Origin of the sequence: Janthinobacterium sp. 35, from assembly GCF_002754575.1 — a bacterium.
Classification (GTDB): domain Bacteria; phylum Pseudomonadota; class Gammaproteobacteria; order Burkholderiales; family Burkholderiaceae_D; genus Janthinobacterium; species Janthinobacterium tructae.
In genome coordinates this window covers 5600683-5618593 of record NZ_PEFN01000001.1, presented here as the reverse complement: position 1 = coordinate 5618593, position 17911 = coordinate 5600683, and the positions used below count along the sequence as shown (strand labels likewise).

Here is a 17911-nt window from a genome sequence, read left to right as displayed (position 1 = left end):
TCAAGCTGCCGGGTCTTGCATGAATTGTTCGACCCGCTCGACAAACGCCGCCTTGCTGCGCGTGCGAAATTCGCCCAGGAAGGCGTCGCTGCCCCGGACGATCTTGCCGTGGCGGTCGTATTCCACCTTGCCCATCTCCAGCACGAATTCCCCTTGCGGATCGTCTTCCGGCTCGAAGTGCGAATTGAAGCAGTAGCCCGTGTCGCGGCTATGGCCCCACAGCAGCAGCGCGCTGCTGAACCATTGCATGGTGTCCGGCCCCGGTTCCACCTCGAACAGGGTATTGACGGTGATGTGCCAGCCGCCCGGTACGCGCAGCGCTTGCAAGGGATAGAGAAAGCGCGGCTGTTTCATGGGGGCGAAGGCGCGCGGCGCTTCCCGTAAAAGGTGAGGAACTCTGCGGCAGGCAGCGCTTTGGCAAACAGCCAGCCTTGCCCGAACTCCACTTTACGTTCGCGCAAATAGTCGGCTTGCTGTTGCGTTTCGATGCCTTCGGCCACGATCAGCATGTTCAGGGTGCGCGCCATGTCGATGATGTGCGGCGTGACGCTGCTGGTGGCGGCGTCCGTGCCGATGGTGTCGACGAAGGATTTGTCGATTTTCAGGGCGTCGAGCGGCAGGTTTTGCAGGCTCGACAGGCTGGAGTATCCCGTGCCAAAGTCGTCGATGGCCACCGCGTGGCCGCGCGCCCTGGCCTTGTCGATGGTGGCGCGCGCCGCTTCCACGTTGATGAAGCCCCGTTCCGTCGCTTCCAGCCAGATCTGCTGCGCCTCGATGCACGTGCCGTCCAGGGCGCGTTCCAGCACGTCGAGCACCCGGCCCGTCTCGATATCGCTGGCGCACAGGTTGATGGCGATATGCAGTTTGCGGTCGGCCAGCAGCGCGGCGCGCATGTCGGCGATGACGCAAGCGATCACCTGGTCGGTGATGGGCAAGATGAGGTCGCTTTCCTCGGCGACGGGGATGAACAGGTCGGGCCGTATCATGCTGCCATCGGGACGGCGCCAGCGTATCAGCGCCTCGGCGCCCACGCACACGCCCGTATCGAGCGCGATGATGGGTTGATAATGGACAAAGAATTCGCGCCGCTCGACCGCCGTTTCCAGTTCGCCGCGCAGCGACAGGCGGCGGCGCGACAGCCAGATGACGATGCCGACAATAAAGGCGGCCATCAGCAGGCCCATGGGCAGGAGCAGCAACTGTTCGCGCCGCAGCCTGTCGTTCAGCTTGCTGCGCGGCTCGATCATGACGGCCGTCAAGCCATCGCGGTACAGCAACGCATGGATGCTGTCCTCGTGCGCCAGCTTGTCTTTCGCCCCCGTGCCGGCAAGCAAGGCTTGCACCTGCGCAGCGTCGGGATGGTGCAAGGTGTCGAGTACGGCTCCCTTGCCGATGGCCACGGCCATCTGGATATCGCTGTCGACGATGACGTCGGAAAAGCGCTCGGGATCGATCAGCACCTGATAGGCGCGGTAACTCAGCCCCACCATGCGCTTGCCGCCGCTGACGATGGGGCGCAGGTTGAAATCGAGGCCCATGCCGTTGGCCAGGGTGAAGTCGGCGGGCGTGATGGCGATGCGCCCTGCCTCGATACCTGTCGACGTGCATTTGAGCAAGCCGTTTTCCACATACCCGATATCGTCGATGCTGCGTGTGGTCATGGTGATGCGGCGCAGCTGCTGGATATGCGCTTCCGAGCACGGCGCCAGGTCCAGCGCATCGGCACTGCGCAGGGCGACGCTGGCCGAGGCGATGGAACGGTGGGCGCGCTCGAGCGCGTAGCCGGCCAGCAGGCGCAGGCGTTCCTGCTCGCCCTGCTCTGCGCGCACGGACGACAGGTAAAAAGCCAGACTCAGGGGAGCTGCCACGCCGATGACGGCGACCAGCACGCTCGTGACGATGATGCGTTTTCTGCGCATATGATTACCTGCGGTAGTTATATGAATGCCATGTATTGCTCGATGGCATCATATTACAAGCACAGGCCGTGTACTTGAATATTGCTGAACAGTTACACTTTTTCCGCTTGTTGCACGGGCCTGGCCAGCACGAACACCAGCGCCGCCACCACGGCCGCCAGGCCGCCAGCCAGGTACAGCACGCTGGCAAAGCCGTCGATGAAGGCGTGACGCGCCGCTTCCTGCGCCACGGCCTGCATGGCGGGCGGCAGCTGACTAAAGGCCTCGGCCGCGTTGCCGGCGACGATGCGCCCGATCATCTCGGGCGAGGCCTTCAAGCCATGCAACCACGCCAGCTTGTCGAACGAGTCCGCCGTGCGCATGGCCAGCACGGCGCCCAGCGCGCCCACGGCCAGCACGATGCCGACAAAGCGCGTGGTGGTGCTGATGCCCGAACCCATGCCCGTGCGCTCGCGGGGAATGCAGGCGAGGATGGCCTTTTGCGTCGTGCCATTGAGCAATCCCGCGCCCGCCCCCGTGACGATCATGCCGGCCGCCACCCAGCCATACTGCAGGCTGGCGGCGGAGAGCGCCGTGGCAACGTTACCCACGGCGACGATCAGCAAGCCCGTCACCAGGATGCCGCGGTCATCCAGAACCCGCATGGCGCGCGGTGCCAGGCGCGACAGCAGCACCATGGCGACGGCAAACGGCAGCATGGCGCAACCGGCCAGCACGGCGGAAAAGCCGAAGGCGTTCTGCAGGTACAGCGGCAAAAACGTCATCATCACCTGCGCGGCGATGGCGTAGCCGAACATGCCCAGCACGGCGCCGACGAACACGCGCCGGCCAAACAGCGACAGATCGACCATCGGTGCGCGCTGGCGCCGTTCCACCAGCACGAACACCAGCAGCAGCGCCGCGCCGGCCGCAAAGCGCAGCATGGTGGCGTGACTGGACCAACCCGCCACGCTGGCGTCGATCAAGCCCCAGATGATGCAGAACAGGCCGGCGGAGAATAATGCCGCGCCGAATGGATCAAAACTGGCGTTGGAGGCATCTTTCGATTCATCCACGTGCTTGCGTACCAGCAGCATCAGGATCGCGACGACGGGCAGGTTCAGGTAGAAAATCCAGCGCCAGTTGATGGCGCTCGTGATCAGGCCGCCCAGCAGCGGTGCCACCGTCATGGCCACTCCCATGGCCGCGCCCCACACGGACCAGGCGCGCGCCCGCTCCTTTTCCGCGTGAAACGTGTGGCCGATGACGGCCAGCGCGGACGTCAGCAGCAGCGCCGCGCCGAGGCCCTTGATGGCGCGCGCCATGTTGAGCACGAACGGCGTCCACGCCAGACCGCACAGCAGGGAGGCCAGCGCGAACACGGCCAGGCCATACAGCATGACCTTGCGCCGGCCCAGGCGGTCGGCGATGCTGCCTGCCGGCAAGAGGAACGAGGCGAACGCGAGCATGTAGGCGCTGACCACCCATTCCACGTCGACGAAGCTGGCGTTGAGCGAGCGGGCGATCGAGGGCAGCGAGACGGCCACGACGTTGGTGTCGAGCATGATCAGCGCGCACACGCCCGAGCACGTATATAAGGTCCAGTTGGTATTTTTCATGCCTGTATTTTAAGCAGGCTGGTATTATTTTCTGTTATAAGGCAAGCGCCTTATAATTCACCGATGGTGAATACAGACAAAGACATGGAATTGCGGCATTTCCGCTGCGTGCTGGCCGTGGCGCACAGCCTGCACTTCGCGCGGGCCGCTGCGGAACTGGGCATTTCGCCGCCCGCGCTGACCAAGCAGGTGCAGGAAACGGAGCAGTTGCTGGGTACGCGGCTGTTCCAGCGCAGCAAGCGCGCCGTGTCCCTGACGGCGGCCGGGAAATTGTTCGTCATCGAGGCGGCGCGCGCGCTGGACCAGCTGGCGCAGGCGCAGGATGTGGCGCGGCGGGCGGGACGGGGCGAGCTGGGACGGCTGGAAATCGGCTACGTGGCCTCGGCCGCCTACTCAGGCGTGCTGCAAAGCCAGTTTGCCCGCTTTCGCGCCAGCCACCCGGGCATTCACATCGGTGCGCGCGAATACGCGATGGATGCCCTGCCCGGTTTGCTGGACCAGGGCCGCGTCGACCTGGCCTTCGTGCGCCCGCCCCTGCACTTGCCGGACGGCATCGACATGGTGGTGTTGCTGCGCGACCGCTTCGTGCTGGCCGTGCAGGCCGACAGCCCGCTCGCCCGCCTGGACCTGGCGGAACCGGCCGCGCTGGCGCAGCAGGCCTTCATCGTGCCGGAACAGGAATTGGGGACATTGGAAGTGAGCCGGCGCGGCGGCTTTGCGGCGCAGGTGGTGTCGCGCCCGGGCAGCCTGGTGGCCGTGCTGACGGAAGTGTCGCTGGGCGTGGGCTGCGCCATCGTGCCCCACTCCGTGATGGCCAGCGTGCAATTGCCCGGCGTGGTATTTCGCGAGCTGGCAGCGCCGCAGATCAGCTCGGAAATCGCCGTGGCCTTCCGCCGCCACGAACAGGCGCCCGCCGCGCGCGCCTTCATCGCCCAGCTGCGCGCTGTAGCGCTGTAACGCTGGCGTAGCCTCAGTTCTTCAATACGGCCACGGCGTAGGTGCAAGCGGCGGCCGTTTCATTCCTGAACACGCAGTCCGTGGGCGGCCCCAGCTCCAGGCAGTCGCCCTCATCCAGCACGTGGCGCGTATCGCCTTCGATGAAGACGAGGCTGCCGCTGAGCGACCAGATCAGCTGGCGCCGCGCCACATAGGCGGCGGCCGGCATGGCCACCACGGCGCCGGGTGGCAAGCTGATATGCACGAGGTCGAGCGGCATGTCGGACGCGGGCGACACGTGGCGCCGCACATAGCCGCTCTGCGGGTCGACCCACACGGGCTGCTCAAGCTTGCGCAGCAAGCGCCCTGCGCGCATCTCGGCGCGGGCGATCAGTTCGGACATGCTCAGGCCGAAAGCGCCCGACAGCCGCGCCAGCAAGGTGGCCGTGGGGCTGCAATCGCCGCGTTCCACCTTGTGCACCATCGCGCGCGACACGCCCGAACGGGCCGCCAGCTCAGTCAGCGACCAGCCCAGGTTTTCCCGCTCGAGGCGCACCCTGGCGCCGATGCGCTGGTTCAATTCGTCTGGTTTAGTGGACATATATTAGCTTCCATTCGGATTCTATTGGACAAGGCGTGGGCGGCAATCTATGATTTGTCTATTATAGTAGACGACCAGCAAGGAGAACAACATGCACATACGCGACGCCCATGCGGGCGACATCGACGCCATCACGGCCATCTACAACGATGCCGTCAGCAATACCCTGGCCATCTGGAATGAACGGACGGTCGATGCGGCCAACCGCGCCGCCTGGCTGGCCGACCGCCAGCGGGCCGGCTATCCGGTGCTGGTCGCCATCGATGCGCAAGGAACTGTCGCCGGCTACGCCTCGTTCGGCGACTGGCGCCCGTTCGAGGGTTTCCGCCATACGGTCGAGCATTCCGTGTATGTGCGCGCCGATCGCCGTGGCGCCGGCGTCGGCAAGGCCTTGATGGGGGAATTGATTGCGCGCGCGCGCGGCCTGGGCAAGCATGTGATGGTGGCGGGCATCGAAGCGGGCAATGCCGGCTCGATCGCCCTGCACAAGCAGCTGGGCTTTGCGGAAGTGGGCTTGATGCGGCAAGTCGGCACCAAGTTCGGCGCCTGGCTGGACCTGGCGTTTTTGCAGCTGCAGCTCGACACGCGCAGCGATCCGGACGGCATTGCGCCGCCCGGCTAAGGTCAGGCAGCCGTCAAGGATCGATCTCCGGTGGTGGCCGGCGCAGCGCCATATGTTCCCACACGGCTACCAGAACCAGCACGCAGCTGGTGATGCAGGCCAGGGTCAACGGTGAATACAGGCGACCGTAGGCCATCGGGATCAGTGCCAGAATGATCAGGATGCCCAGCAAATGCGACAGCGGCGGCGTGGCGCGGTCATTGCTGACCCATTTGAATAGCGCATTGCCGAGCAAATACAGGATCGGGCCGCCCAGCATGGCGCTGATGCCGGCAAAACTTGCTTCATCCGGATGCACGAGGGCCAGCTCGTCGGCCACGGCGGAAACGATCACGCCGCCCACGATCAGCACGTGGATATACGTGTAAGCCTTGCGGGCGATGCGGCCCGGGTCCTTCGAATGGGCGATGCGGTGGTGGCCCGCCTCGGCGCCCGTGTCGAAATAGATCCACCACATGGCGATGCTGCCGACCAGTGCAGACAGGAAACCGAGCCAGTTGCCGGGCGTCCATTCCAGCCCGGCAAACGTGGCGCCCGTCACCAGCAGAGATTCACCGAGGGCGATGATGACGAACAGGCCGCAGCGTTCGGCCATGTGACCGCCATCGACATCCCAGTCGGCCGTCGAGGAACGGCCCAGGCCCGGCAGGCCGAACTGCATCCATGGACCGGCCAGGTCGATCAGCAGGGCCGCGCCCCACCAGAAGAGGCGCTGCTCGGGCGACGCCACGCCGCCGGCAATCCAGAAGATGCCGGACAGCACGGCCCACAGCGCGATGCGCTGGAAATTGCGGCGGCGTGCCAGCTCCTCATGGCGCACGGCCCACCAGGCGAACAGGGGGCGGCCCACTTGCATGGCCACGTAAGCGCCCGCAAAACCCAGGCCCCGTGTGCCGAACGCTTCGGGGATCGAGGCGGACATGATCAGCCCGCCCAGCATCAGAGCAAACAGGCTGATACGCACGGGAATGCGCTCGGGATCGAGCCAGTTGGTTATCCACGACGTGAAAATCCACACCCACCAGACGGCCATCAGCAGCAAGCCCGTCTGTAGCCAGCCCATGGCGCTCAAATGCGCCAGCAAGCCATGCGACAGTTGCGTGACGGCGAACACGAACACCAGGTCGAAGAACAGCTCGATCATGCCCACCTTGCCGCTGTCCTGCCCGCCGCGCGTGCGCAACAGCGATTTTCTCAATTCCATGGCTACTCTTTCATTCAAGCTTGATTAAAACGTTTAACTGGCGACTTTTATAATGTGATTGGCGTCAACAAGGGCAAGCCGGCGAAGTGCGCCGCCAGGTTATCGACCACCAGTTGCCCCATCGCATGGCGCGTTTCCACGGTCAGGCTGCCCACGTGGGGCGTCAGCACGACGTTCGGCAAGGCGCGCAAGGCAGCCGGTACGCGCGGCTCGTCGGCGAATACGTCGAGAGCGGCCGCGCCCAGATGGCCATCCTGCAAGGCGGCGATCAGGGCATCTTCATCGATCAGGGCGCCACGGGCGATATTGATCAGGATGCCTTGCGGACCGAGCGCGTCGAGCACGCTGCGGTCGATGCTCTGGCGCGTGGCCGGCGTGCCCGGCGCGCAAACAAAGAGGTAATCGCTTTCCTGCGCCAGGGCCAGCAGGGATGCGGCGCGTGGCACGCTGGTGCCGGCAATGGCGCGCGGCTGGAAATAGCGCACGTGGACGCCGAAGGCGGCCAGGCGCAGCGCGATGGCTTGCCCGATCTGGCCGAAGCCGAAGATGCCGGCCGTCTTGCCGCGCAGGCTGGACGCTGGGGCGATCGCTTCGCGGCGCTCCCAGCCGCTGTCGCGCACGAAACGGTCGAGCGACACGATGTGCCGCGCACTGGCCAGCAGCAAGGCCAGCGCCACGTCGGCCACGTCATCCGTCAGCACGTTCGGCGTGGTGGTGACGGCGATGCCCCGCGCGCGCGCCTGGTCGAGCGCCACGCCATCGAGGCCCACGCCGTTGACGGCGATGATTTCCAGATGCGGCAACAAGGCCATGTCGGTGTCGCACAAGCCCAGCGCGCCCGTGGTGACGACGGCGCGGATGCCGGGTGCCCGTTCGCCCAGCCATGCGTGGCGCTCGTCCGCCGGCACTTGCCAGGCGTGATGGCAGGCGTATTGCCGCTCCAGCTGCGCGTTGACGGCAGCCGAGGGGCTGGGGGCGAGAATGAGGAGTTCGGGTGGCATGGGCGTCCGGGTCGGTGTCGGCAAGATTTGCAGACGCAACTTAGCATATTTGAGACCCTGCGGGGGATGGCATCGCCTGTTAGCACCCCTAAAACTCTGCCCGGGGCGTGGTTTTTGCCTGGCATGGATCACCCTTGCATCATGCGTAGGTCGGCTTGGCCCAACGGGCGCAAGCCGACAAGCACCGCCACAAAGATTGTCAGATTACGCTGCGCTAATCTGACCTACGCAGCTAGAACGCGGCCCGGCGCGCGATCTTGACCTGGTATGTATCTCCCGTACGCCATGCATAGGTCGGCTTAGCCCGCAGGGCGTAAGCCGACAGGCACCGCCACGAAGATTGTCAGATCGCCTCAACCCGGGCAAGGCACGCGTTTGACCTTGCCGCCCGTCTTGAACGGGTCGGCGCCTGCGCCCGGGTTCGCATCCAGACCATAGCAGGTGGCGCCGCCGGCACTGACGACGCGCGTGGCGGGCCGGCCATCGGCCGTCAGGTATTCCTCCACGCGGATGATGGGGCCGCCGCGCCAGGCGGAGGCGACCAGCTTCTGGAAGTTGCTTTCGCTCTTCAGGTCGGCTGCGGCCAGCCAGGGTTTGTCTTGTTTCAGTTCGCTACGCAGGGCCTTGTCGGCGGCGCCTGCCGCCAGCCGGGCGCGCATGCGCAAGTCGGCGGTGGATGGCGCAGTGGACGGCGCGTCAGGGAAATCCTCGGTGGGAGCTGTGATGGCTTCCGCTGCCACCGCAGGCGGTGCGAGGATGGCGGACGGCATGGCAGGCACCACACTGGCCCGCGCGCGCGGCAAGGGCGCCGGCATGGGCAGCGGCAAGGCCATCGGCGGCGTCTGCGGCGGCCGGGACGGCAGCAGTGTCATGAAAGCCACTTCCGTGTATTGCTTGAGCTGCCGCGCCGGCAGCAAGAGGAAGTACAGGCCCAGCGCGTGCATGGCCAGGATCAGCGCGACGGCCGCGCCTTTCAGGCTCAGGCCGTCCCGTATGCGCACGCGCATGGAGACGGACGGTAGATGGAATGGCATGCGGTTTCCTGTGGGCGCCGGGCGCGATGGCCCATTCTAGCGAAACTGTACGGCAAGCATTGATAAATCCACAAGGTATCGTCTGGCGCGCCCTTTTCCGCCAGATTCCAGTGCCTTGGCCCTCCAGGTGTTGTACGAATGGCGACTTTTTTTCAACATTCTCACACTTTCCCACGCGTTGCGCCACGCTGGAATATAATGATAATCATTCTCATCAATATCCCAACAACACCATGCGCACCTTCCGCCTCGCCCCTACCCCCTTCGCCCTGGCCGCCTTCCTGCTGGCCAGCAGCGCCGCCCAAGCCCAAACCACGCCGGCCGGCGACGCGCAAACCATGCCCACGGTGCTCGTCCACGCCTCCGCCGATGCCTCGGCGGAAGGTTTGTCGAAGGCGTATGCGGGCGGCCAGGTGGCGCGCGGCGGGCGCATGGGCATACTCGGCGCCGTGGACATGATGGACTCGCCATTCGGCAGCACCAGTTATACGCAGCAATTCATTGCCGATCAGCAAGCGCGCAGCGTGGGCGACTTGCTGCAGAGCGATCCGGCCGTGCGCATGTCGCGCGGCTATGGCAATTTCCAGGAAGTGTATGTGATCCGCGGCTTCGCCCTCGATTCCGATGATGTGGCGTATAACGGCCTGTACGGCGTCCTGCCCCGTCAATATGTATCGCCGGAATTGCTCGAAAGAGTGGAAGTGTTTCGTGGCGCCAGCGCCTTCCTGAACGGCGCGGCGCCGGGTGGCAGCGGCATCGGCGGCGCCATCAACCTGATGCCCAAGCGCGCCGGCAATGCGCCGCTGACGGAATTGACGGTGGGCGTGGAATCAGGCGGCCATGCTTACGCGGCCATCGACGTGGCGCGCCGCTTTGGCGACAACCAGGAATTCGGCGTGCGCGTGAACGCCGCCAAGCGCCAGGGCGAGACGGGCATCCAGCATGAAGGCCACGACGTGGGCATGTTTTCCGTGGGCCTCGACTATCGCGGCCGCGGCTATCGTTTGTCAGCCGATGCCGGCTACCAGAACTTCGACCTGACGTCGCCCCGTCCATCCGTCGGCATTGGCAGCGTGGCCGTGCTCCCTGGCGCGCCCGATGCCTCGAAGAACTTCGCCCAGCCCTGGAGCTATTCGAAGGAACACGATGTGTTCGGCACGGCACGCGCCGAGGTGGACGTCGCCAAGGACGTGGTGGCCTGGGCCGCATTTGGCTCCCGCTCGACCAAGGAAGCCAACAGCCTGGCCGAGCCGTCATTGACCTCGATCAATGGCGACGCCACGGTGTCGCGCTTCGACAATGCGCGCAAGCAGGAAATCCGCACGGGCGAAGTGGGCATTCGCGGCAAGCTCGTGACGGGCGCCGTCAAGCATACCCTCGTGGCCAGCTGGTCCGGTCACTGGAATGAGGCGAAGAACGCGTATGCCATCGGCGACGCGTTTGCCACCAATATTTACGCGCCCGTCAATGTCGCCGCGCCGGCAACCCCCTATGCAGGCGGCATCATGAGCGACCCGCGCATCACCCAGAAAACCATCCTCAGCAGCTATGCCCTTGCCGACACCATGGCTTTCCTCGACGACAAGTTGCTGCTGACCGTGGGCCTGCGCCGCCAGCAGATCAAGGATGCCGGTTACGACTACAACACCTCGGTGCTGCAAGGCAAGGCCTATGACGAGAGCGCCACGACGCCCGTGGCAGGCATCGTCTTCAAAACCAGCAAGAACGTGTCGCTGTACGCCAACTACATCGAGGCGCTGGTCAAGGGACCGGCGGCCACGGGAACGTATGTGGAAAACGGCCAGCGCTTCAATGTCGAGAACATGGGTGAGGTGTTTGCGCCGTACAAATCGAAGCAAAAGGAAATCGGCGTCAAGTATGACGGTGGCAAGCTGGGCATGAGCGCCGCCCTGTTCACTACGGCCAAGCCCTTGCTGGCCGTGGTCGGCAAGCGCGCCGAACTGGCTGGCGAGCAGCGCAACCGAGGCCTGGAGTTGTCGATTTTCGGCACGCCGATGCAGGGCGTGCGCCTGCTGGGCGGCTTGACCTGGCTCGATGCGCAGCAAAGCAAGACCGACGTGGCCGCCAACAATGGCAAGCGCCCCATCGGCGCGCCGGAAACACAGGTGAGCGTGGGCGGCGAATGGGACGTGCCCGGCGCGCCAGGCTTGAGCCTGAACGCCCGCGGCATCTACACCTCGACGCAATATGCGGACCTGGCCAACAGCAAGCAACTGCCATCGTGGACGCGCCTCGACATTGGCGCGCGCTACCTGACGCAAGTGGCGGGGCATGACGTGACCTTGCGCGCCCGTGTGGACAACGTGACGGACCGCAACTACTGGTCATCGGCCGTGTCGTCCTTTAATATCGGCACGCTGGTGCTGGCCGCGCCACGCACCGTCGTCGTCTCCGCCTCGGTCGACTTCTAAACGGTCACTCCATGCCCGGCAGGGGCGCCGCGCCGCGTGCGCCCCTGTGCAATCGCTTGTGCTTGGGCGACAATGCGCGCATGACACTGCGCCCCGCCCTCCTCTCCCTGTTGCTCTGCGCCACCGCCGGCACCGCCCTTGCCCAAAAGCAAGCCGCCTGCCCCTACGCCGCCTGGAAAAGCGGTTTCAAGGGCGACGCGCGGGCGCAAGCCACGTGTCTGCTGCGCCCTGTGAAACTGTATGCGCGCCTGGGCGACAGCGCGTCGCTGCCGGACTTCCTTGCCAGTCATGTCGGCCAGCGCACGGGCATCGCCCCGGCCCGCCTGCGCGCCTGGCTGGCGCAGCAATCGATCAGTGAAGCGGATGTGGGCGGCGCCGTCGATGCGCCATTGTCGCGCGCCGTGGGCCGGCTGACGGCGCCCATGGCACGCTTTTTCGTCATCCACGACACCAGCTACCCGAATTTCTTGTTAGGAACCGTTCCCGACCACATCAACGACGCCAGCTGGGACTTCAACGATTTTGCCTTGCGCAATCCGGCGCTGGGCGGCGGGCCGAAAGGCCATGTCTACGTGAACCGCCTCGGCGATTCATTGTCGGTGCGCGACTTTGGCACACCCGGCTACGCCAGCAAACTGGAAAAGGACAAGCCGTCGCTGACGGGCCTGTTCCTGCACGTAGAGCTGGTGCAGCCGCGCCGCTCCGTGCCCGGTGGCGGCAAGGGCAACGACGGGCTGGCGCCCGATCCGGGCTTTACGCCCGCGCAATACGACCGGCTGGCCCTGCTGTACTTCGCCGCCAGCGTGCGCAAGGGCACGTGGCTGATCCCTGCCTTCCACGCCGTGCTCGATACGGGCTTTGCGAACGGTCATGATGACCCCCAGAACTTTTCGCTGCCCGACTGGTCAGCCTCGCTTTCCCGCCTGCAGGCGGCCCTGCAGCAGGCAGATACTGGACAATAAGGCGTTTCCCTGGCGGCGGATTAGGCGCATACTATTCCGAGCATAGCCATTCCTGTCAGGGAGTTCAGGTGAATATTGCCACGGATCATCAGGCGGATCGCCAGGCCAGCGCACGCCGTCCACTGCAGCGCGCGCAGCGCCTCTTCGCCATGCGTGATGCCGTCCTCAGCGCCTGGGAACAGCGCGTGCGCGCCAGCGTGCGCGGCGCCGACCAGTTGCTCACGCCCATACTCATCAATACTCTGCCCGCCTTTTTCGATAACCTGGCCGAAGCGCTGACGCCGGGCCATCCGCGCGAAAACGCCGCCAGCAATAGCAACGTCCCCGCCGTGCATGGCAATGAACGGGCGCGCATGACCAATTACGGGCCGGAACAGGTGATCCAGGAATACCAGATCTTCCGCGACTGCTTCGCCGCCGTTGCGCATGCGTCCGGCATCACCCTGCGCCGCAAGGATTGGCAGGTGATCAACGCCTCGATCGACGTGGGCGTCCGCGAATCGATACGCGAATTTACCAGCATGCACGAAGGCTTCCGGCGCCGCATCGCGGCCGGCCTGTCGCACGACATGCGCAATCCCCTGGCCGTCATCAGCACCAGCGCCCAGTTGCTGCTGCGGCCAGCCGACCCGGAACGGGTGGTCTCGCTGGCGCACAAGATTGCCGAGCACAGCAAACGGCTCGACAGCATGATCGAGGAATTGCTCGATAGCCTCAGCTACCACCGGGGCCAGCAGTTGCCGCTGGCGCTGAGCCAGTTCGACGTCCTGCCGCTGGTACACGCCGTGGCCGGCCAGGTCAACCTGCAGCGGCCCGGAAAATGCCAGGTCAGCGGGCAAGCCGTCACCGGCTGGTGGTGCGAGAACTCGCTGCGGCGCGCGCTGGAAAACCTGCTGAGCAATGCCATCAAGTACGGTGACGACACGCCCGTCAAGGTGCACGTGGAAGCCGTGCACGAACGCCTGATCCTCACCGTCCACAATGGCGGCCACGCCATCGCGCCGGAACAGGCCGAGCGCATCTTCGACTACCTGCGCCGCGAGAACGACAGCCCCGCGCCGGGCTGGGGCATCGGCCTGCCCTTCGTGCAGAACGTGGCCGAAAGCCACGGCGGCAGCATCGCCGTCGACAGCGCACCCGAAACGGGCACCAGCTTCATCTTCGACGTCCCCGTCGATTGCCGTCCGTTCGTCCCGCCCGCCGGCGCTCCCAAGAGTGACAGCTAGCGCACCGAATTGGTGCGAACGGCAGCGTGACGCCACAAAAGTGCTCATGTTTACACCTTCCTGCAGCCGCGCTGTTGGCACGCTTCCTGCTGAGCTATACATAGACACGGCTCAAGGGAAATCACAACATGGCAAATTTTTTCAATGAAATGACTGCGGATGAGGTGGGTACGGACAGCAAGGTACGTGAACACTATCGTGAATTTGACAACTGGCTGGCGCAGCAATCGCCCGAGACCATCGCCCGCAAGCGGGCCGAAGCCGACCTGACGTTCCGCCGCGTCGGCATCACCTTCGCCGTGTATGGCGACGATGCCGGCACGGAACGCCTGATTCCGTTCGACACCATCCCGCGCATCATTCCCGCCGCCGAATGGGCGCAGATGCAGACGGGCCTGGTGCAGCGCGTGCAAGCCTTGAATATGTTCATCCATGATATTTATCATGAGCAAAACATCATCAAGGCGGGCATCATTCCCGCCGAGCAAATCTACAAGAATGCCCAATACCGCCCGGAAATGCAGGGCATTTCCGTCGCTTCCGACATTTACGCCCATATCGCGGGTGTCGATATCGTGCGCGCGGGCCAGGGCGAGTTTTATGTGCTGGAAGACAACTTAAGGGTGCCTTCGGGCGTGTCCTACATGCTGGAAGACCGCAAGATGATGATGCGGCTGTTCCCGGAACTGTTCGCCCGCAACCGCATCGCCCCCGTCGACCATTACCCGGACATGCTGCTCGACAACCTGCGCTCCGTCGCGCCCATGGGCGTGGACGACCCCACGGTGGTCGTCATGACGCCCGGCATGTATAACTCGGCCTACTTCGAGCATGCGTTTCTGGCCCAGCAAATGGGCGTGGAACTGGTCGAAGGCAAGGATCTGTTTGTCAACGACAATTCCGTCTACATGCGCACCACGCGCGGCCCCAAGCGCGTCGATGTCATTTATCGCCGCGTGGACGACGATTTCCTCGATCCGCTGGCCTTCCGCTCGGACTCCTCGCTGGGCGTGCCTGGCCTGCTGTCCGTGTACCGCGCGGGAAGAGTGACGCTGGCGAACGCCATCGGCACGGGCGTAGCCGACGACAAGTCGATCTACCCGTTCGTGCCCGACATGATCAAGTTTTATCTGTCGCAGGAGCCGATATTGAACAACGTGCCCACCTACCAGTGCCGCAAGAGCGCCGATTTGTCCTACGTGCTGGCGAACCTGGCAAAGCTCGTCGTCAAGGAAGTGCATGGCGCGGGCGGCTACGGCATGCTGGTGGGGCCGGCGTCCAGCGCCGCGCAGATCGAGGACTTCCGCCAGCGCCTGCTGGCCAATCCGGGCGGCTACATCGCCCAGCCGACCCTTGCGCTGTCCGCCTGCCCCACGTACGTGGACGCCGGCATCGCGCCGCGCCACATCGATCTGCGCCCGTTCGTGCTGTCCGGCAAGACCATTTCCATGGTGCCGGGTGGCCTGACCCGCGTGGCGCTCGGGGAAGGCTCGCTGGTGGTCAATTCCTCGCAAGGGGGCGGCACCAAGGATACCTGGGTACTGGAAGAGACATCCGCTTTTGCAGGAGAGAAAACATGCTGAGCCGCACCGCTGATCATTTGTTCTGGATGGCCCGCTACACGGAGCGGGCGGAAAACACGGCGCGCATGCTCGACGTCAACATGCAAACGTCCATGCTGCCGCAGTCCGAGCAGGATGCGGAACAGGGCTGGCGCGCCACCCTGGGTATTTCCGAGCTGCAAAGCGCCTACGACCACAAATATGGCCGCTTCCACACGCGCGACGTGCTCGACTTCATGGTGCGCGACCCGAACAATCCGTCGTCCATCCTCGCCTGCCTGACGGGCGCGCGCGAAAACGCCCGCGCCGTGCGGGGCACCCTGACGACGGAAGTGTGGGAAATCCAGAACGCCACCTGGCTCGACATGCAGAAGCGATTGAACAGCAATCTGCTGGAAACGGACCCCAGCGCCTTCTTCGAATGGGTCAAGTACCGCTCGCATCTGTCGCGCGGCGTCACGTTGGGCACCATGCTCAAGGACGAGGCGATCCACTTCATTCGCCTGGGTACTTTCCTGGAGCGGGCCGACAACACGGCGCGCATCCTCGACGTGAAGTTCCACGGCGCGCGCGACACCTCGAAAGACATCACCCAGCGCGACTTTTACTACTGGGCAGCCCTGCTGCGTTCGGTTTCCGGCTTCGAGATCTACCGCAAGGTCTACCGCGACGTGATCACCCCGGCGCGGGTGGCGCAGTTGCTGATGCTGCGCGGCGACATGCCCAGGTCTTTACTTGCCTGCATGGATGACGTGGTGGAAAATCTCAAGCATATCCGCAACGACGTGTCGGCCGATACGGAAAGGTTTGCAGGGAAACTGCATGCGGAGCTGAAATTCGGCCATATCGACGACATCATGAAGGCCGGTTTGCACCTGACCCTGACGGAGTTTCTGGAAAACATCAACGACCTGGGCAACCGCGTCAGCCGCGACTTCCTCGTTCCCTTGGCGGCCTGATGCAGCTCACTATCCGCCACGAAACCCATTACGCCTACAGTGCGCCGCTGGCCTACACCATCCAGCAGCTGCACCTGACGCCGCGTATCGAGCCGCAGCAGCGCGCCCTGTCCTGGCAAATCACCACGCCGGGCCAGTGCCACGCCTACACGGATGCCTACGGCAATTTGTCGCACATGCTGACGATCAACGGCAGCCACCAGTCGCTGAGTCTGGTGGCGCACGGCGTGGTGGAAACCATTTACCCGCACAAGGGACGCCTGAACCTGATCGATACCTTGTCGCCGCTGTTGTTTACCATGCCGACGGCCCTGACGCAGGCCAACCCCGCTATTCTGGAACTGGCGGCTGCCAGCCTGCCCGACCAGCGCGTCACGGCAGGCACGGGCCACTTGCTGCGCCTGGCCGAGCACATCGTCGGCAAGGTGGCGTATGAAAGCGGCGCCACCATGGTCACCACGACGGCTGGCGACGCGCTGGCCCTGGGGCGCGGCGTGTGCCAGGACCACGCGCACCTGTTTTTGGCCTGTTGCCACGCCTGGGGCATCCCGGCGCGCTATGTCTCCGGCTATATCGATCCGGGCACGACGGGCCATGCGGCCAGTCACGCCTGGGTCGACGCCTGGACGGAGGACCCGGATTTCGCGGGCTGGGTCAGCATCGATGTGACCCACGCGCGGCTGATGACGGACGCGTATTGCCGCCTGGCCATCGGGCGCGACTACGATTCGGCGGCGCCCGTGCGCGGCGTGCGCCAGGGTGGCGGCACGGAAACGTTACGAGTCGATGTGCAGATCGTGCCCGTGTAGTGGCAAGAATGAGGCTGGCCGGGCCTTGCCAGCAGGTGGCACGGCCCGGCTGGTGTAGAATGCTTCCCCCTTTGACTTGATTTACGACGATGACTTATTGCATAGGCATGCGCCTCAACGAAGGCCTGGTCTTCCTGTCCGATTCCCGCACCAACGCCGGCGTGGACCAGGTGGGCACCTTCCGCAAGATGAGCGTGTTCGAAAACCCGGGCGACCGCATGCTGGTGCTGATGACGGCTGGCAACCTGTCGATCTCGCAAGCGATCCGCCAGATCGTCTCCGAACATGTGGATGCGGATGGACGCAGCATCTGGAACGTGGCCAGCATGTACGATGCGGCGCGCATCGTGGGCGATGCCGTGCGCACCGTGCACCAGCGCGAAGCGAAGGCCCTGGCCGAGTGCGGCATCGATTTCAATGTCAGCTTCATTTTAGGCGGCCAGATAGGCGCCGAGCGCTGCCGCTTGTTCCAGGTATATTCTGCTGGCAACTTCATCGAATCGCACGATGAAAACACGTATTTCCAGATCGGCGAAGCGAAATATGGCAAGCCCATCATCGACCGCGTCATCAACCCGTTCACGCGTCTGGACGAGGCGGCCAAGTGCGCCCTCATTTCCATGGATTCGACCTTGCGCTCGAACATTTCCGTCGGCTTGCCGCTCGATCTGCTCGTCTACGAGACGGGTAGCCTGGCCGTCACGCGCTTCGTCACCATCGATGAAAAGAACCAGTATTTCCGCATGATCCGCGACACCTGGGGCGAGCAATTGAAACATGTGTTCGAAGGCATCGTCGATCCCGTATGGAATGCGGCGCCCGAGACCACGACGAACGTGCTGTCGTCCGCCAACATGCACAGCAAGCCCGTACGCGTGGCCATCCCCGAGCACGTGAGCCGTGGCGGCCTGACCGTGGCGCCCCTGCAATCGCTGGCGCAGCAGTTCAGCGACGACAAGCAGCATTGACCGGTGACGCCACCGCTGCGCAAGGCGCTGGACAAATCGCCTTGCGCGTGCTTTTATGGCGATGGGTTGACATTCAAT

16 protein-coding genes are annotated in these 17911 nt (G+C 64.5%); 9 read left to right on the top strand and 7 right to left on the bottom strand.

Features of this window, described 5'->3' with window-relative positions:
• The 3 genes from CLU93_RS25005 to CLU93_RS24995 form a co-directional block, all read right to left on the bottom strand.
• The gene (locus tag CLU93_RS25005; RefSeq protein WP_099763802.1) at nucleotides 1-354 is read right to left on the bottom strand and encodes a hypothetical protein; all 354 of its coding nucleotides are present in this window, start codon (nucleotides 352-354) and stop codon (nucleotides 1-3) included.
• Entirely contained in the window at nucleotides 351-1919 is a 1569-nt protein-coding gene (locus CLU93_RS25000; RefSeq protein ID WP_099763801.1) for an EAL domain-containing protein, read from the bottom strand. Before CLU93_RS25000 ends, CLU93_RS25005 begins: the two co-directional genes overlap by 4 nt.
• 92 nt (nucleotides 1920-2011) lie before the next feature.
• Nucleotides 2012-3517: an MFS transporter gene (locus tag CLU93_RS24995; RefSeq protein WP_099763800.1), complete on the bottom strand. Its 1506-nt coding sequence runs from the start codon at nucleotides 3515-3517 to the stop codon at nucleotides 2012-2014.
• Nucleotides 3518-3580: 63 nt separating this feature from the next.
• Here CLU93_RS24995 and CLU93_RS24990 point away from each other — a divergent pair, with 63 nt between their 5' ends.
• Nucleotides 3581-4474: a LysR family transcriptional regulator gene (locus CLU93_RS24990; protein WP_257225087.1), complete on the top strand. Its 894-nt coding sequence runs from the start codon at nucleotides 3581-3583 to the stop codon at nucleotides 4472-4474.
• 13 nt (nucleotides 4475-4487) lie between these two features.
• Here the strand turns inward: CLU93_RS24990 and CLU93_RS24985 are convergent, their stop codons facing one another.
• Nucleotides 4488-5054: a helix-turn-helix domain-containing protein gene (locus CLU93_RS24985; protein WP_099763799.1), complete on the bottom strand. Its 567-nt coding sequence runs from the start codon at nucleotides 5052-5054 to the stop codon at nucleotides 4488-4490.
• A 91-nt stretch (nucleotides 5055-5145) separates the two neighbouring features.
• Here CLU93_RS24985 and CLU93_RS24980 point away from each other — a divergent pair, with 91 nt between their 5' ends.
• Entirely contained in the window at nucleotides 5146-5676 is a 531-nt protein-coding gene (locus CLU93_RS24980) for a GNAT family N-acetyltransferase (protein ID WP_099763798.1), read from the top strand.
• A 13-nt stretch (nucleotides 5677-5689) separates the two neighbouring features.
• On the opposite strand, the gene CLU93_RS24975 is transcribed toward CLU93_RS24980, so the two are convergent.
• From CLU93_RS24975 to CLU93_RS24965, 3 genes are all read right to left on the bottom strand, one after another.
• Nucleotides 5690-6874 carry a low temperature requirement protein A gene (locus CLU93_RS24975; protein ID WP_373629888.1) on the bottom strand — a complete coding sequence of 395 codons (1185 nt, stop codon included), beginning with the start codon at nucleotides 6872-6874 and terminating at the stop codon, nucleotides 5690-5692.
• 53 nt (nucleotides 6875-6927) lie between these two features.
• On the bottom strand, nucleotides 6928-7881 hold the full coding sequence (locus CLU93_RS24970) for a 2-hydroxyacid dehydrogenase (RefSeq protein ID WP_099763796.1): 954 nt from the start codon (nucleotides 7879-7881) through the stop codon (nucleotides 6928-6930).
• Between the two features lie 353 nt (nucleotides 7882-8234).
• Nucleotides 8235-8915: a hypothetical protein gene (locus CLU93_RS24965; RefSeq protein ID WP_143451809.1), complete on the bottom strand. Its 681-nt coding sequence runs from the start codon at nucleotides 8913-8915 to the stop codon at nucleotides 8235-8237.
• Nucleotides 8916-9148: 233 nt separating this feature from the next.
• Between CLU93_RS24965 and CLU93_RS24960 the strand changes: the two genes are divergently transcribed.
• The 7 genes from CLU93_RS24960 (at nucleotide 9149) to CLU93_RS24930 (ending at nucleotide 17833) form a co-directional block, all read left to right on the top strand.
• A complete protein-coding gene (locus CLU93_RS24960) occupies nucleotides 9149-11347 on the top strand; it encodes a TonB-dependent receptor (protein WP_099763794.1) in 2199 nt (732 codons plus the stop codon).
• 80 nt (nucleotides 11348-11427) lie between these two features.
• Nucleotides 11428-12309 (top strand): hypothetical protein, encoded by an 882-nt coding sequence (locus CLU93_RS24955; RefSeq protein WP_143451808.1) that lies wholly within the window; start codon nucleotides 11428-11430, stop codon nucleotides 12307-12309.
• Nucleotides 12310-12377: 68 nt separating this feature from the next.
• Nucleotides 12378-13535, top strand: coding sequence for a sensor histidine kinase (locus CLU93_RS24950; RefSeq protein WP_099763792.1), 1158 nt, complete (start codon nucleotides 12378-12380; stop codon nucleotides 13533-13535).
• 128 nt (nucleotides 13536-13663) lie between these two features.
• Nucleotides 13664-15118 carry a circularly permuted type 2 ATP-grasp protein gene (locus CLU93_RS24945; protein ID WP_099763791.1) on the top strand — a complete coding sequence of 485 codons (1455 nt, stop codon included), beginning with the start codon at nucleotides 13664-13666 and terminating at the stop codon, nucleotides 15116-15118.
• The gene (locus CLU93_RS24940; RefSeq protein WP_099763790.1) at nucleotides 15112-16056 is read left to right on the top strand and encodes an alpha-E domain-containing protein; all 945 of its coding nucleotides are present in this window, start codon (nucleotides 15112-15114) and stop codon (nucleotides 16054-16056) included. Before CLU93_RS24945 ends, CLU93_RS24940 begins: the two co-directional genes overlap by 7 nt.
• On the top strand, nucleotides 16056-16865 hold the full coding sequence (locus CLU93_RS24935; RefSeq protein WP_099763789.1) for a transglutaminase family protein: 810 nt from the start codon (nucleotides 16056-16058) through the stop codon (nucleotides 16863-16865). Before CLU93_RS24940 ends, CLU93_RS24935 begins: the two co-directional genes overlap by 1 nt.
• Before the next feature lie 89 nt (nucleotides 16866-16954).
• A complete protein-coding gene (locus CLU93_RS24930) occupies nucleotides 16955-17833 on the top strand; it encodes a peptidase (protein WP_099763788.1) in 879 nt (292 codons plus the stop codon).
• The last annotated feature ends 78 nt before the right edge of the window (nucleotides 17834-17911 follow it).